This window comes from Bradyrhizobium sp. 76, assembly GCF_023073025.1.
Taxonomy (GTDB): domain Bacteria; phylum Pseudomonadota; class Alphaproteobacteria; order Rhizobiales; family Xanthobacteraceae; genus Bradyrhizobium.
Genome location: NZ_JADPIS010000084.1, coordinates 1 through 13,655, shown reverse-complemented (window position 1 = coordinate 13,655; position 13,655 = coordinate 1). Strand labels below are relative to the sequence as shown.

The window sequence follows — 13,655 nt, the reverse complement described above, 5'->3', positions numbered from 1 at the left end:
TACTAGCGATGAGATTTGAAAGCCCGTCCGCATGGCGCTGATTCTCCGTTTGAGAACCACAGTCGCCCGGCAAACTTCATCGGAAATGAGTCAGACCCCCTTTTGGATGCCGATAGGGGTCCCAGTCGAACGCCGATTGACAGAAGCGGGCCTTCTACACAACACGCTGTCGAAGTGCTTGGCCCCAAGCCTGCGCATCGGATTGCGTGTCGTACGCACTTCCATTCTGATTGCCGCGCCGCAGTCACGCATGAATCTTCCGTATCGTGCCGTCAGCAAACACCTTGGGCCGCCAAGCCCGTCGGCCATCGAGGTGCGCGCACCGAACACGCCGCGCCCCTTCCAGCAATTGGCGATCCGCTTCCTCCAATACCGCGAGCAGCGGTCTCGCAGGCGCAGACGGCACCAGCACCACGGCCTTGCCGAATGGCGTCCGCAACAGCACCAATTCCGGTAGCGCTCGGAACGACGACAAGTCCAGCGCGCGTTCGCGCTGACGACATGCCTAAATGGAAGCGCCGCCGAGGCGATTGGCGGCACACGGCCGAGCCAATCCGCCCGGCATTCCCTACTTCTATCTTGGCTCATTGCCAGAAACTGCACTAGCCGAGGGTTCGCCCTCATACCGGCGAGCTCGCATGCGCTGCCGATTTTGCCCGTCCCAAAATAAGGCGATCGAATTGCGACACCCGCGCAAGCTGGTCTCGCCATTCTTGCTAGTACCCACTTTTCTTGGCTCGTGAGTCGCGATTCAAGATATAGATGATCGAAGCAAGAGAAGTCCACCTTTCGCGGAAAGATCGCAAGGTGCTTGAGGCGTGTTGTCGCTCGCCGGTGACGTTGCAGCGCGATTTGAAGCGGGCGCGGACAGTTCTATTGGCGGCGGACGGGCGTAGCACCCGCTCGAAAGAAGTCGGAGTCCAGCCGCGGATGTCAGCGTTTGGCGGCACCACCATGCCGATCATCGCCTTGAAGAGCTGCAAGACAAGCCGCGTCCGGGCAAGCAGCCGATCTATACGAAGGCCACCCACTAGCGGATTCTGAAGCTGCTGGACAAGCTGCCTCCGCAAGGGTTTGCGCGCTGGAGCGGCCGTGTACTGGCCGAGGCGCTGGGCGATGTTGACGTCCAATATGTCTGGCGCTTCCTGCGCAGCCACAAGATGGACCTCGCGGCTCGCAAGGCCTGGTGCGAGAGCAACGACCCGAATTTTACCGCCAAAGCCGCCGATGTTGTTGGCCTCTACGTCGCCCCGCCCGCGAAGGCCATGTGCTATGCGTCGACGAGAAGCTCTCGATCCAGGCCTTCGAGCGAGCGCAGGGTATCTGAAGTTGCCCAATGGCCGCGCCTTGACCGGCCAGAGCCACGATTATAGGCGCGATGGCACCACAACATTGTTTGCGGCGCTTGAAGTCGCCACCGGAAGATCATCGCGGCTCATTTCAACGCAGTCTCCGCGTCGAGTTTCTCGGCTTCATGAAAAGCGTCACGGCGGCCTTTCCGGGCCGAAAGCTGAAGAACGAGCACTGGCTCAAGGCCCACCCCAATGGTGCAATTTCATTTCACGCAAGTAGCGCAGCGCGCTGTTTAGCCTTCATCAAAACGGCGACGCGCAAAAGAAGCGAGATGGAGCATCGCGACGAATTGTCGGAGTCGCGACACCCCGTCCTACCCGCGACACGCGCCAAATGGGAATTAGCAATGGATATCTGTGCGCCCGTTTGGCACGCTCTTTGAACTTATGAAGGGACATCCCGTCGTGTGATGACCCATGTCAAGAAGAGGTGGTGTTAATGAGCGTCCCAAATTTGACGAAACGAGCAAATGCCCTCGGAAGCGACAAGGGTGATGAGGTCGGCGACACCCATGGCTACACCGGCTTCTACTCTTTTCTGTTCGAGGAGTTCCGCCACGAACCCTTCACAATGGTCGAGATTGGATTACAGCACGGGAACGGCTCTCTCGATCCTGATTTACTCGTCGGTCGCAAGGTTGACGATATTCCGTCTATCAAAATGTGGTTGGAGTTCTTTCCCAAAGCTGAGATCGTCGGCTGCGACATTGCTGACTTCAGCGCCTTTAAGATGGATCGGTTCCGTTTCGAGCGCCTTGACATGGGCGATGCGGTAGCCTTGGAACGCCTTGCGAGTTCGCTCCCGCCTGTAAGGATCATTATCGAGGATGCTTCACACGCAGCTTACCACCAGCAGCTTGCTCTAGCGAAGCTGTTTCCCATCGTCGAGCCTGGCGGCTTTTACTTTATCGAGGATCTTCATACCACGCACGCGATTGCCGCACGATTGCCGCCCTGCAATTCAACTGAGACGGTAGTGGAGAAGTTCACCCAGACGCGTCAGCTTGACATTCCGTTTCTGACCGCGATTGAACGCAGAAACCTCGAGACCACAATTAGGAAGATGTTCATCCATCGCAACGATAAGGGGGGCGTCAACCGCTGGACTATGAAGATGGTGGGATTTGGAAAGTAATAAGGAGTCAACTGAACCTTCCGGGCCATCAAGTTGCCCATCTGGTCGGCTGTCTTGGCTTGCGCAGGTGAGAACTCCAAAACTCCAAAACCTGCATCTCAGGAATGTGAATGGGTTGAAAATGGCGATAGGCGTGATTGTTTCGCTAACCTGAGTACCTCGGGGGCTTCTCATTGATGTTGCTGTCGCGCGGCGCTGCCGCTCGAACTCGTTTTCGACGACCATGTCTTTGGAGTTGAATGCTGCGGGGGAGGGCTACGACTTAATCGACCATCGCCGCACCTGTCCGACAACAACTTCCGAAGGTACAACCTGATTCTTTGCCGACTTCAACGCCATGAACTCGCCGGCGCAGCGACACGTCACGCAAGGACTCGACAGGTGCGCCGCTGACGACGGACAATTTGGAGACTTAGCGCACCTCCAGCCGGTCCAGGGATCGCGTGCGGCACTCTCTTCACTTCGGCTGTGTATACCGAATCCCGACCAGGCATTCCGATTGATCGAGACCACCCATTCCGGCCGATTGCGGCCGGCCTGTGGACGGGTGTACGGGCCCGGTCGCATGATCCGGGCTCCGCTGCAAACGCCACGAGCGAGATTACCTATCCGCAAAATCGGCGGCATGCTTCGGCTGTCTGCTGCTGGCTTGCTCCAATTGGCGTTGGCGCAAATCGTGCACTGCGCTACGCGCGGCATCTAGGAATCAGATCTCTGCGCTAGGCTCATGCTGCCGATGCCGAAAGAGACATCGACATACGGAATGACACGTTGATCAAGATCGAACGAGCAGCGCCAGGAGATGAGTCGGCCACGACGACCGCTTGCTCGCATGCTCTCGGACTCCGACTTGATCTTCAAATTACTCGAATTTCCGGGTAAACATGGAGGCACTATGCGCATCTGCGGTATCAAGCTGACGCACGACGGAGCGATCGCTCTCGTCGAGGACAACCGGCTTGTTTTTTGCGGCGAGCAGGAGAAGCGGAGCAATAATCCGCGTTATCAGTCGATCGGCAACCTTGATGCAATCGTCGTCGCCTTGGCGGAACACGGTCTAGATCCGCAGCAAGTTGATCAGTTCGTCATCGACGGCTGGGCCGGGAAAGTGGAATCGCAATTCCAGGTCCTCAGCGGAACCACACCTGTCACTCTAAAAGGGGCGCCGTATGTCGAACGCCATGCAGAGGGTCTTCTCACCTCCCGCGACGGTCTTGGCCTCAGGCTCGACGGCAGAGATTTCCCTTACAGGAGCTATCCGCACGTCACAGCCCATCTGGCTTCCGCATACTGCACCAGCCCCTTTGCCAAGGCGGGACAGCCCGCTTTTTGCCTCGTGTGGGACGGCGGCACCTTTCCGCGTCTCTATCATATAGAACGCGGGGGCGCACGGTTCCTCGAATCCCTGTTCCCGCTTATTGGACACATATACGCGGCCGCAGGCCTTCACTATGGACCCTACAAGCAAGCGAACCGCGCCAACTGGGATCTAGCTGATCCCGGCAAGCTGGACCCGGGCGGTGCCGGCAAGCTCAACCTGGGCATTGCCGGCAAGCTGATGGCCTATATCGCCCTCGGGTGTGTTAGTGAAACCGTCGTCGCCGTCTTTGAGGAACTCTACCAGGAGCGCTTTGCGGCGGACACGAAGCTTTCCGCTTTCCATACGGACATCGAGAGCATGGGATCCGCGCTTGCGAGTGTACGTGACTTCTTCGATGCCAGCATGCTCCGGTTGAAGGCCACGGCACCCCAAGATGTGCTCGCATCGTTTCATTGCTTCCTCGAGCGCCTCCTAATCGGCGAAATGACGAGTGCTTTGCAGCGGCATGCGTGTTTTACGTCGCGCAATTTGTGCATAGCCGGTGGCTGCGGTCTCAACATCAAATGGAACAGTGCACTACGTGCGTCAGGCCTGTTCGATGCTGTCTGGGTACCCCCTTTTCCGAATGACAGTGGCTCGGCGATCGGTGCCGCTTGCTGCGCAATGGTAGCGGACAAAGGCTTCGTGCCGCTGGAATGGTCGGTATATAGTGGTCCAGCCCTGCAGCCTAGCGATGTGCCGCCCGATTGGGAAGCTGCGCCGTGCAGTATGCATGAACTTGCAACCATTCTGGCCAGCAACCAGCCCGTGATCTTCCTTGCAGGCCCCGCCGAGCTTGGACCGCGGGCATTGGGCAGCAGAAGCATTCTTGCAGCCGCGACTTCACCGCAAATGAAGGATTATCTCAACGACATCAAACTTCGTGAACACTTCCGGCCAGTGGCGCCCATATGCCTAGAGGATCGTGCGCCAGATATTTTTAATCCCGGAACGCCGGACCCTTACATGCTTTTCGATCACCAGACACGAACAGAGTGGCGGGACACAATCCCGGCCGTTGTACATCTCGACGGATCTGCGCGGTTGCAGACGATTTGCAGGACCTCTCAGCACAAAGTCGCCGAGCTTCTCGTCGAATACGAAAAGCTCACGGGCATCCCGCTGCTTTGCAATACGAGTGCCAATCAGCATGGACATGGGTTCTTCCCGGATGTCGCAGCGGCTTGCGAGTGGGGACGCGTTGAGCACGTATGGGCCGACGGCATACTGTGGACGAAAGCTCCATAAACGAGCGATTGGCGTCCGAAGGCGCGTCTCGCGCGAAGATGAACGCATCTCCAGAGTAGCGACATCATGTCGAGCAAGTCGATATGGTTGCGGAAGAGTGCTCCGGTCAAAGATCGGTGCGGGCAGACGCACAATTGCGTGGTCGTCGGCATGGCACCGCCTGAGGATGTTGCATCGAAGGGACCGATGCGGCCGAAGATGCACAAGACGACAGGATCGAATGGCCTGTTACGGCTGCGATTGGGTTCAGATCGTGTCCGTGAGGCACGCCCGGTTCTGCTTGTCGGCAACTTCGACTGGATTGGATCGGCGTCGAGATCGCTTCGGTTTACGGCGAGAACTGCGCCGCGTCTTCGACGTCGATCGGGCGCAACCCGCACGGGCGGCGCCGCCATCCCACCCATGATCGAATCGGACACATCAAGGCCTACGGTCACCTCAGTCGCCGCTAGGCCGTGCCGGCGGTGCCGCCAACGTCGTCCTCTCAGCCGTAGGCGGCAGCTTCGGCCGCGCTCTCGCCTGGCTCAGACAACACTTCCTGGTTCCTGCGATTGGTATGCCAGACGCTCGTCTGCTCCCTAAAATCCGGCTTCTTGAGCAACCACTCAAACAGGACTCCTCCAGAGCTGGCGCCAGAAACTTAAGATGCGAGCTAGCGCAGACGTTTCGGATTACCGCGGACATCACCTGCCGCACCTCCCAGCGCGACGTGGCCGAGATCGAGCTCATATGCGTGGTTCGCCACGTGCATGCGGGACCAAGGGCGCTGCTCGATGATGATTACCGCAATCTCCTTGGCGAGCTCAATCAGGCGGTTGGTGATGTCCTCGATCACGCCGATCCAAACTCCCTCGGTCGGTTCGTCCAGCAGCAGCAGTTTTGGATTTCCCAATAGTGCGCGCCGATCGCCAGGACCTTACGCTCGCCGCCCGAAAGCGTCCCACCCGGCTGATCGAAGCGGTGTTCGTCCGGTCGAAGAGGCTTGCAAATTGTTGGGACCGTCCGCCCGGCTACGCGTGACCGGCTTCCGATCCTACCGTTTACCGCGGCAGGAGCGCTAGGAACCGCTTACATGTCCAGACGGTGCCGGCTCTTGCTCCTGTCCGGATCGCTTCAGGGCCAGCTACGAAATTATCGACGTGCCGCAACGGCCGTGTTCACCTCCTGCGCAGCACGCAAGGGCCGCAATAAGCGAGAACGAGCAGCGGCTGTCGTGTTCGCGATGAGCGTGACAGTGAGGTTATCCATGCCGCCAGGGTCACGCCCTCATTCGTACCTACGGCCCTCGCCAGCCGACTATAGCTGGCACAACCCTCGACCTGGAGGATGAGTCCTCGGCGGGCTTGGCGCGGCGCGAGCTCGCCATGCTCGCTCATGTGAGATGACTACCTCGAAGCAACCACGAGCGCGAGAGCCTCCGACCAGTCGTCGGGGCTTGGCGGCTTTCGGACGAAGGCGTCGCAATTCGGTCAGCATGTCGGGACACGGACACGCAAACTCATCCCGGGCAGCCCAATTGTTTAAGCTTCTCGAATTGCGTCGTTCCGTCAGCGCGAGCCGGGTCGCCTGAGGACTGGTATGGCGCTTGCTTAAACAGAGCGGAGCAACTTCTTTCGGCTAAGTACATTCGCCTGTGATGCCAGCCGGAACATCGGCGTTTAACACGAGGGGTAAAGGTATGTCCGGCGTTGCTGCAGCCTTTCTATGCCCCTCAAGCCATTCACCATCGACTGCTTATGATCGACTCAAGCACATGATTCCGAAACTTGCACTTCGTGGGCAGGCGGGGGTCGGGGTTGCCGCTTTCATGCACAAGCAAGGTTTTCGATATGGGAGAGCGCTTCAATCATCAAGCGGTTCAGTGCGCATTGAACCCAGCGAACAAGATCGAAGCTTTCGGCCTCATGTTGCGATCGCTCATGTCCGTAGCCGGTGCAGCGAACTCAGTGATGGCGGTGACATTCGGCCGATTCACAACAATGGGAGCACCCACCGCCATTTGGCAGTTTCTCTGGACGGCGCTTTGGTCAATGCTCGTGAACTCAGACGAGACTTCCTTTCCAAGCAACAACGAACAACCGTCAACACAGATGCTGAGCTCTTGCTCAAGTGTATTGAACGCTGTTGTGAACGAGATTATTGGCGCCACGGTCTAGCCGCTAATTACGAAACTGTATTTCGAGAGATTGATGATCGTATCGATGGCGCTATCAGCGCGCTTTTTTTGGACGCAGACGGAAACCTCGTTGCATATCGCAATCGGACCGGTTTGCGACCATTGGAGGCTATGCAAACAGATGACGGGTTTTTGCTCTTTGCTTCTGAAAATTGTGCCTTTGCCGCTCTAGAGGGTGATACGCAGCAAATCTTGCCAGGCCACATAAAGTATGTGGACGGGAAAACGGGGTGCAGCGTTGATCACTCGGTGAGCAACGGGCGACATAAAGCCACGCTCTGCACCTACGAAGCTCTCTACTTGGGCAGTCCGAACACGTCGATCGAAGGCCAGTCACATCTCGAAACCCGCTACAACATCGGGGTCGTCTTGGGGGCACTCGTTGCGCGGCGACTGCAAGCGGAAGCGGGCCCTGCGCCCACAATTGTCTCCTCCATGCCGCATACTGGTGGCCCGTACGCCGATGGCCTGTTTGCATCTCTCGCTGAATACGGGCTGTTGGCCGAGCGTCGTGACGTGGTCGCGACGACACTTCTTCAGCGGACTCTCATCGGCACACCTGGCGGACGAAAATCTCGCATAGCTCGAAAATACCGCGTGTCGGGCACCGACCTCGCTAAGGCCAGCATAATAGTAGTCGACGAAGCCCTCATTCGCGGCGATACCAGTCAAGCAGTAACGAGTATGCTCCTTACCGCTGGAGCCAAAGCCGTGCATTGGGCGATCGGTTCGCCGCCTATAGTAGCTCCGAACTACTACGGCATGGGCATCGACACACTAGATGAGCTCGCATTCTGGCAGGTTTGGAAGCGATTGCCGTCCGAGCAGCGTGCTCAAAGCATGCTCTTCCATAAGATGGAACCCCACGTTCTCAGACTAATCGAAAGTAATATCGCGGCATCGATCGACGCAGCCACGACAACGTATCTGCCCTTCCCGCTCCTAGGATCGTTGCTGCCCGGCAAACTGGAGAACTTCGATTTGTCACCTTTTACATTCGAGATGCCAACCCCGGCGGGACAGCAGCGCGCGGACAGGAACTTACGCAAACTAACCGCCGATCTTCCTTGTATGCAATCAATCCGGGCTTGAGGTCAGTTCATGAATCCCGTCCTCGTCTTTGATTGGAATGGAACGCTGCTCGATGATGCGCACGCGCTCCTCCAAACGACCAATGCCATTCTCGACCGCTTTGTTCGTGCGACGATCCACATGGACACGCTTCGGAAACATTGCGATGTTCTGCTATCACTTCTTTATCGCAGTCTCGGAATGTCGCGGGACGAGGTTGCGGAGGTGGATCGCGATGGGAGCGCCGCCTCTCACGAGACCTATGAACCTCTTGCGTCTAAGGCCGATCTGCGCGAGGGCCCATATAGACTCTTGGAGCTGGCGCGGCGCGAAGCAGCTTTGTCCATCATCGTGAACAATCATATCGTCGCCCCGCTCCGGTCTCAATTGAGACGACTTGGAATCGACAACTACATTAACGAGGTTCTCGCCTTTGAAAGCTGCACCACTCAATACCGGTCGATGGGCAACGGAGAGCGGCTTCGTCTGTACATGCAGAAGAACAACCTAGAGCCGGCGTCAATCTTCATCATCGGCGATATGCCGTCGAAATGGACATTGCACGCCATTCTCGGACTCAAAGCGTATGGATCACCCGCGGTTTTGTTTCGGATTCGCGCTTGCACGCGGCGAATCCTGACTACACGATTGACAACCATCATGAGTTATCGCCGATCTTACAAAGGCACGGCTTCTTTCGGAATGTATAAATCATGACCGCCGAGCTATTACCCAACGCACGTCCAAAAGCTGCGAACCAGAAAATAGGCCTTATCGGCGTCGGGCGCATGGGAACGGGAATGGGTCTCTGCCTGTTGCGGCACCAAGTTGAGCTGCATATCAAGGCGAACAAAAGTCGTTTCGGTGCGGATCGATTGGCTGCGGCGGGCGCCCGTGAGCATCCTTCCATCGCTGAGCTGGCGCCGCATGTAAGTGCGGTGGTGTTATCCCTGCCATCAAGCCGGGAGGTTGAGGAAGTGTGTCTTGGGCAGGACGGGCTTTTTGTCCATATGTCCCGTGGAGGTTTAATAATTGACTGCACCACGTCTTACCCTGGCTCGACAGTTGCACTGGCGGAGCAGGCGCAAAAACGCGGCCTCGCTTTTATAGATGCCCCAGTAACACGGAGCCCTGAACAAGCAGAGCTCGGCCTTCTCAACGCGATTGTTGGATCGAACGAAACGCTTTTTCCTGTGGCTGAAGGCATTCTTGCTACTTTTTGTGAGACCGTTCTTCATGTCGGAGATGTCGGAAAAGGTCATGAGCTCAAGCTTGTTTACAACAGCATGACTATGGGCATAGCGGCGGTAGCCTCAGAGGTCTGCCAATTCGCGAACGCTCTTGGCCTCGATCTTGTAACACTCCGCTCTTTGGTTAGTCGCGGTTCCACTAATAGTGGAATATTCCAAGCCTTCGTGGCCTTTTTGTTGGGCGAGAAACCCCATGTTCTGGCAGTCTCAATTGCCAATTCTGCAAAGGATATTGGGTGCGCAGTGCGTCTGGCGGGCGAGAGCGCTGTTTCGGTGCCGATCCTGGCTGCCACCGCCCACAAGTTCAACAACGCAGTTGCCGGGGGTAAAGGCGAACTGACACTACCTCATTTGTCTCACCCATAAGTTCTCGGCCTATCGAACCGCAACGAGGATCGGTGGCGACCAGATCGATCCTTGCCTCGTCCGACGTTCTCCGATGTTGTTTAATCCCAAGCTTTGATGGTGCATTCTTGTCGCACGATTCGAAGCATGCGCTATGGGACTGTTTAACACGGCTGCGCCACCACGACGGAGGCAGTCCGTCGAGGTAGATTCCCGATCGCTCTTAAACTACGTAGGGCCGACGTTGCCGGAATGGATGTTACGCGGCGCTCGGACGTGGGCAACGGACTTGATTGTCATGCGATCGTGGTGAAGCTTGAAGGGCCGCACCCAGACCGACAATTAACATGCGCCTTCAATTGTCGGAAGCCCTTGTTGGCCTCGATCATGCCGGCCGCGGCCCATCGCAAGGCCACGCCGGCATCCCGCCAGCGTTTGACGTTGCGCGTGACGCGGCGAATGGTGCCCATCATGTTCTCGGCGACCTTGGTAGAGGCGAGCGATCGACGCAGCTCCGTTGGCACCTTCAACCGGACGACAGTCAGGATTTCCTCGAGGCCTTGGTGGATGGTGGCCGCTACGCCGGGCCATTGCTGGTCGACTCGACGCGCGAGATTGCGGATCAATTTTTCAGCCTTGTCGACATCGAGCTCCCAGGCCTGGCGGAGCACGCGACATGTGGCCGCATGATGTTCTTTCGGCAGGTGTTCCGTGATTTTGCGCGCCTTGTGGATCTGGCAGCGCTGGATCGCGGCGGCCGGACCGAAGGTGCGGCGGATCCCTTCGACAACGCTTTCGCGCCGTCGACGATGAACAGTCTTGGCACTGTCGGGCGAGCAGCCCGCGCGAGACCACGTTGTCCAGCATGGCCTGAACCGTTGCGGCGTTCTCGGTCGCTCCTTCCACCAGCGCCAGCGGATGCTTGTTGCCTTCCGTTAACCCCGATCGCGTCGACCAGCACGAGATCGTCGCCGAGATGCAGCGCGTCGATTTCGACAGAAGGTGGAGCGCGGACAGATCGGCAGCCATGGAGTCGGCCAACCGCGCCGCCGACAACGCCACAAACCTCCGCGAGGCCGCCGACTTCGAAAACCCGCGATCCGGGCGGTGCCGGCACGTCACCCTCGGGCAGCCGGACAGCGCGACCGAACCGGCGCGTCGACACATCGATCAGCGTCAGGCTCATCGCCCCAGCGACCGAGCCGGTCTTCCTGCGCTGCCGGTTCCAGCTCGGGATCGTCACCTCGGGGCCGTCCACATCCCGGACCCGCGGGCGCTCGCCTCGATCTTGCCGCCGTGGAAGCCGATCTGTCCCCGCGTTCGGCCCGAACGGTTCGCCCGCCGCGCCGCGTCGCGACCGCGGCGCCGCGCGCAGGAAGCCAGCCGTGACATCCGCCTCCATCATCGTGCCGAGCGCCTCGTCCCTGCCGCAAGGCAGGACTGGTCGAAGCTCGCCCGCACTTCTGCGAAGGCTTCGTCCACAAGCCTCGGTGGCCGGCGAACCAGCCGGTGTGATATCTCCCGTCTTGGCGTTGCTCTCGTTTGTGGAATCAGCACGCCGAGCCTACCGGCTCAAGGTGGGCAACGCCGACCTCTTCAGAAAATCAACAGAACACGGGACAACCTCCCGTCGATCAATACAGAATAGTCAAGAGAGCCCGAGAGCACTCTGTGCGATGCCAAGAAAATGGGGGCGAACATCGCTGGCGAAGATCAGCATCTCTGGACCAATGGCCTGGTCGAGCGCATGAACCGCACGATCAAGGAAGCGACCGTCCAACGCTACCATCACGATCGAGACGATCAGCTCGGAACTCACCTTGCCAACTTTCTCACCGCCTAAAACTAAGCTCGGCGGCTGGAGACCCGGAAGGGCCTCACACCCTGCGAATACGTCTTCAATGCTGTTTCCCAGCCAGCACGATTCAAACTCAATCCGCTCCAGCAAACGCCAGGACGAAACACCTTACTGGTCTAAAGCAGTGTATAAGATCGGCCATACGGCCGGAGGCGTAAGAATGGGAAAAGTCATCTGCAAGCTTGCTACACACTTAACGGCTGCGCCTAATGGCGCGCCCTTCGAAATATACGCGCCGTCCCTGCGAAGTCTTCCAGCAGGCTCCATGCTCGTGATGGCGACCTTGCCTGTCATTGATTGGAATGACTGCCTTTTGCGCGATTTGCGCAGCCTCGGCAAGCAAACGTTCATTCATGCCTACGCAGCAATGGTAATGATCGATTCCTTCGCCTGTTGGGAGGATTTTGCCGATTTATTAAAAGAGGCGAGAATTTGCGGTGTCGTAAATTTTCCACCTGCATCTATCATCGAGCAGCCTTCGGCTACCATGCGGGTTAACACCGGACTGGAGCTTGAACTTCGGCGTATGGAATGGTTTGCTAGCTTGGGATTCAATAACTTGTTTGCTGCTGTCAGTGATTCTGAGGTCACAGTGGCAGAGAGAAGACTTGGTTCGCATCTCAAAGGTATTGTGCATTTGCCCGAAGGGGCTCTTGAGTTGAGGATTCGCGACGAGATGGAATTGGTCCGGCTTGACCAACAGGGGTCGTCCACACCAAAATTCTCGCTTTTGCATGCGACGGCTTCAAAACAACCTATTCGCAAGAAATGATCGTAGGCTATTCCAGTATCCGCAGTTTCTTGATTTTGTTGTAAAGCGTCTTCCTTGAAAGTCCTGGAGAACGTGCGGTCTTTCCACGATGGAACCTGTTTCGTTTCAGGCCTCCCATGATCCACTCGCGCTCGGAGAATGCCCCTGTGGACCTGGTGGGCGACGTCGAATTCAAAAGCGGCTTGAAGACGTCGGCGACTATATGCGTGTCTTTCAAGATTACGAGTTGATCCACTATCTGGCGCAACTCTGTCCAATTTCCGACCCAATGATGGCCGGCTGGCGCCAAGAACGCAGGCTTTTCTATTGCAAGGGTTTGCGCGTTCGAATCCCCTTTGGCTTCGACTGTAAATTGCTGAATGAGCTGGGGAAGGTCCTCCAGCCGGATCTGGTCTCCGATCGTCAAGGTGGCGCTGCGTACCGTGCCCAGGCGGGAAAGTGCAGTCTCGATCATATGGGGCTCCGGCTTACCAACAATAAAAGGCTCCACTTTCGTGGCAGCAGCCACGGCGGCGATCGTAGCTCCTGCCCCGGGCTCGAATCCACCTGCCGTCGGCAACAGGAGGTCGGGGTTGGTGCCAATAAAGGCTGCTCCATTTAGGATCGCGTCGACCGCAATCCGCAGCTTCTCATGCGTAATTTGTCGATCGAGCCCCATGACCACGGCCTCGGGCTTTCGATCGGTCACCTCGAGCCCCGCGTCTGCAAAAAGCTCGACAACCACGTTGCAGCGGTCGCGCTGTACGTCGCACATTACAATCTCTGCCGGACCCATGAAGCCCTGCGCACGACGCCAGCGAAGGCGCTGGGGCTCGCTGGCAAGGCATGAACCATTGCGCAGCTTGTGGACGCCACGCTCGCCGTTGCCCCAGCGCTGCCCACTGAGACCCCTCCGGACCGGCGGCGGAAGTTCGTAGTAATTGAGGGCGGCAAGCAGGGGTGAGTCACTATGACTCACTAAAACCCCTTGCTTAATCAATGATTCTGTTAGAGCCGGCTTCGCAAATTTGAACAGGTCGCTAAGTGGAGTTTCTGCCTGAAGGCGGCGATAATCGCCGTGAACAGGAGAGACGATGAGCAGACGACCA

8 protein-coding genes and 4 pseudogenes are annotated in these 13,655 nt (G+C 57.7%); 9 read left to right on the top strand and 3 right to left on the bottom strand.

Annotation, left to right across the window (positions count from 1 at the left end):
* The first annotated feature begins 509 nt into the window (after positions 1 to 509).
* The 4 genes and pseudogenes from IVB48_RS41185 (at position 510) to nodU (ending at position 5,095) form a co-directional block, all read left to right on the top strand.
* On the top strand, positions 510 to 743 hold the full coding sequence (locus IVB48_RS41185; RefSeq protein ID WP_256468897.1) for an RES domain-containing protein: 234 nt from the start codon (positions 510 to 512) through the stop codon (positions 741 to 743).
* A gap of 19 nt (positions 744 to 762) precedes the next feature.
* A pseudogene (locus IVB48_RS16505) lies at positions 763 to 1,565 on the top strand (IS630 family transposase); the annotation flags it as partial.
* 226 nt (positions 1,566 to 1,791) lie between these two features.
* Positions 1,792 to 2,487 (top strand): hypothetical protein, encoded by a 696-nt coding sequence (locus IVB48_RS16500; protein WP_247282118.1) that lies wholly within the window; start codon positions 1,792 to 1,794, stop codon positions 2,485 to 2,487.
* Positions 2,488 to 3,382: 895 nt separating this feature from the next.
* On the top strand, positions 3,383 to 5,095 hold the full coding sequence (nodU, locus tag IVB48_RS16495; RefSeq protein WP_247400923.1) for a nodulation protein NodU: 1,713 nt from the start codon (positions 3,383 to 3,385) through the stop codon (positions 5,093 to 5,095).
* Positions 5,096 to 5,747: 652 nt separating this feature from the next.
* On the opposite strand, the pseudogene IVB48_RS16490 reads toward nodU, so the two are convergent.
* Positions 5,748 to 6,049 (bottom strand): annotated as a pseudogene (locus IVB48_RS16490) (ATP-binding cassette domain-containing protein); the annotation flags it as partial.
* Positions 6,050 to 6,773: 724 nt separating this feature from the next.
* Between IVB48_RS16490 and IVB48_RS16485 the strand changes: the two are divergent.
* From IVB48_RS16485 to IVB48_RS16475, 3 genes are read left to right on the top strand one after another with little or no spacing between them, the layout of a single operon-like run.
* Entirely contained in the window at positions 6,774 to 8,363 is a 1,590-nt protein-coding gene (locus IVB48_RS16485; protein WP_247400918.1) for a hypothetical protein, read from the top strand.
* Between the two features lie 9 nt (positions 8,364 to 8,372).
* A complete protein-coding gene (locus tag IVB48_RS16480; protein ID WP_247400916.1) occupies positions 8,373 to 9,059 on the top strand; it encodes an HAD hydrolase-like protein in 687 nt (228 codons plus the stop codon).
* Positions 9,056 to 9,958, top strand: coding sequence for an NAD(P)-dependent oxidoreductase (locus IVB48_RS16475; RefSeq protein ID WP_247400914.1), 903 nt, complete (start codon positions 9,056 to 9,058; stop codon positions 9,956 to 9,958). The genes IVB48_RS16480 and IVB48_RS16475 overlap by 4 nt, the downstream gene beginning before the upstream one ends.
* A gap of 207 nt (positions 9,959 to 10,165) precedes the next feature.
* On the opposite strand, the pseudogene IVB48_RS16470 reads toward IVB48_RS16475, so the two are convergent.
* Positions 10,166 to 11,453 (bottom strand): annotated as a pseudogene (locus IVB48_RS16470) (transposase).
* A gap of 207 nt (positions 11,454 to 11,660) precedes the next feature.
* Between IVB48_RS16470 and IVB48_RS16465 the strand changes: the two are divergent.
* A pseudogene (locus IVB48_RS16465) lies at positions 11,661 to 11,777 on the top strand (IS481 family transposase); the annotation flags it as partial.
* Positions 11,778 to 11,955: 178 nt separating this feature from the next.
* Positions 11,956 to 12,567 carry a hypothetical protein gene (locus IVB48_RS16460; protein WP_247400911.1) on the top strand — a complete coding sequence of 204 codons (612 nt, stop codon included), beginning with the start codon at positions 11,956 to 11,958 and terminating at the stop codon, positions 12,565 to 12,567.
* Between the two features lie 7 nt (positions 12,568 to 12,574).
* On the opposite strand, the gene IVB48_RS16455 is transcribed toward IVB48_RS16460, so the two are convergent.
* Positions 12,575 to 13,648 carry a helix-turn-helix domain-containing protein gene (locus tag IVB48_RS16455; RefSeq protein ID WP_247400920.1) on the bottom strand — a complete coding sequence of 358 codons (1,074 nt, stop codon included), beginning with the start codon at positions 13,646 to 13,648 and terminating at the stop codon, positions 12,575 to 12,577.
* Between the last annotated feature and the right edge of the window lie 7 nt (positions 13,649 to 13,655).

Coding starts and splice junctions, on each gene's coding strand:
- IVB48_RS16480 (WP_247400916.1), top strand. CDS start 8,373: ATGAATCCCGTCCTCGTCTTTGATTGGAATGGAACGCTGCTCGATGAT.
- IVB48_RS41185 (WP_256468897.1), top strand. CDS start 510: ATGGAAGCGCCGCCGAGGCGATTGGCGGCACACGGCCGAGCCAATCCG.
- IVB48_RS16475 (WP_247400914.1), top strand. CDS start 9,056: ATGACCGCCGAGCTATTACCCAACGCACGTCCAAAAGCTGCGAACCAG.
- IVB48_RS16485 (WP_247400918.1), top strand. CDS start 6,774: ATGTCCGGCGTTGCTGCAGCCTTTCTATGCCCCTCAAGCCATTCACCA.
- IVB48_RS16500 (WP_247282118.1), top strand. CDS start 1,792: ATGAGCGTCCCAAATTTGACGAAACGAGCAAATGCCCTCGGAAGCGAC.
- IVB48_RS16460 (WP_247400911.1), top strand. CDS start 11,956: ATGGGAAAAGTCATCTGCAAGCTTGCTACACACTTAACGGCTGCGCCT.
- nodU (WP_247400923.1), top strand. CDS start 3,383: ATGCGCATCTGCGGTATCAAGCTGACGCACGACGGAGCGATCGCTCTC.